The organism is Streptomyces sp. NPDC059355 (assembly GCF_042752335.1).
GTDB lineage: Bacteria > Actinomycetota > Actinomycetes > Streptomycetales > Streptomycetaceae > Streptomyces.
This window is the reverse complement of record NZ_JBHYXN010000112.1, coordinates 1-1443: the sequence shown is the minus strand read 5'-3', so window position 1 is coordinate 1443 and position 1443 is coordinate 1. Positions and strand designations below refer to the sequence as shown.

The following is a 1443-nucleotide window of genomic DNA, read 5'->3' as shown; positions in this document are numbered from 1 at the left end:
TTCGACAGAGGGGACACAGTCATACCGGGCCCGGAGGCCAGCGGCCCCATTGCAGGACCGCGAAAAACATAACTGTGAGAGTTCTTCTGCGGCCCGGGATGGGTTGCTGCCAGGCTCGACGCCGATGATCCGGCATGACTCGAAAGATAACTGGCGCCCCGTCAGGGGCTGCCGTTCCCCCGAGATGTCTGCCGGACATCGGCGCCGACCTGGCCCACCCGTTGGCTTGATCAGCAGCTTGTCCGCCTTGCGGCGTGACTCATCACAGTTCCGCCACGCGGTGACTCCATCCAGGCCGACGCCGACGACAGCCGTCCGCCCGGCAAGGAGAACGACCACGTGGCCATCCTCGCAGAACAAGTCGACGGCGTCATCGGCGTCGATACCCACCGAGACACCCTCGCCGCAGCAGCCGTCAGTCCCATCGGCGCAGTCCTGAACAGCACCGACGCCCCTGCGAACGCCCGCGGATACCGGCGCCTGCTGGACTTCGCCCGCCAGCACATCCCCGGCCGCCTCTGCTGGGCCGTGGAAGGCATCGGCAGCTATGGCGCCGGGCTCGCCTCCTTCCTTGACCAGGCCGGCGAGCAGGTCGTCGAGGTCTGCCGGCCCAAGCGGGCGGCCAACCGCGGTGGACGCAAGACCGACATGCTTGATGCCATCCGGGCAGCGAAGGAGGCCCTGGCCACCGAGCACCTGATACAGCCCCGACTCCGCGGCGAACGAGAGGCACTGCGTGTCCTTCTCGCCACCCGCCAAGGTGCGGTCCTTGCCTCCACGGCGGCGATCAACCAGCTCAAGGCTTTGATCGTCTCCGCACCGGACAACCTCCGCGCCGAACTGCGGAAACTCAAGCGCCCGGCCCAGGTCACCCACTGCGCCCAGCTCCGCGATCGCCCCGCCCAGGATCTTGAACACCGGATGACAGCACGGGCCCTACGATCGACTGCCCAGCGCATCCAGAGCCTGCAGGCAGAGGCCCAAGATCTTGAAAAGGAGATCCTGGCCCTGGTAAGGAAGGCCGCCCCGGAGCTTCTCGGCCTGCTTGGCGTGGGCCCGATCACCGCGGCCCAGGTCCTGGTCAGCTGGTCCCACCAGGGGAGGTTCCGCTCGGAAGCGGCCTTCGCCTCGTTCGCCGGCGTCTCGCCGATCCCCGCCTCTTCCGGACTCACCAACCGGCACCGACTCAACCGCAGCGGCGACCGGCAGCTCAACCGGGCCATGCACATCATCACCCTGATCCGCATGCGGCTCGACCCTGCCACGAAGGCCTACGTCGCCCGCAGAATCACCGAGGGCAAGACCGCCCGGGACGCACAACGCTGCCTGAAGCGCGCGATCTCCAGGCAGCTGTTCAAGATCCTCGAACGAACCGAACCGAACAACGATGAGAAGCCCAACAACCTCCCCAAACGGCTTGACTCGATATAGCAGCCTCGGGGG

General features: G+C 66.9%; 1 protein-coding gene. It reads left to right on the top strand.

Going from position 1 to position 1443, the window contains the following annotated elements:
* The first annotated feature begins 339 nt into the window (after positions 1–339).
* Positions 340–1431: an IS110 family transposase gene (locus ACFXGI_RS38715; RefSeq protein ID WP_384717786.1), complete on the top strand. Its 1092-nt coding sequence runs from the start codon at positions 340–342 to the stop codon at positions 1429–1431.
* Positions 1432–1443 lie beyond the last annotated feature (12 nt).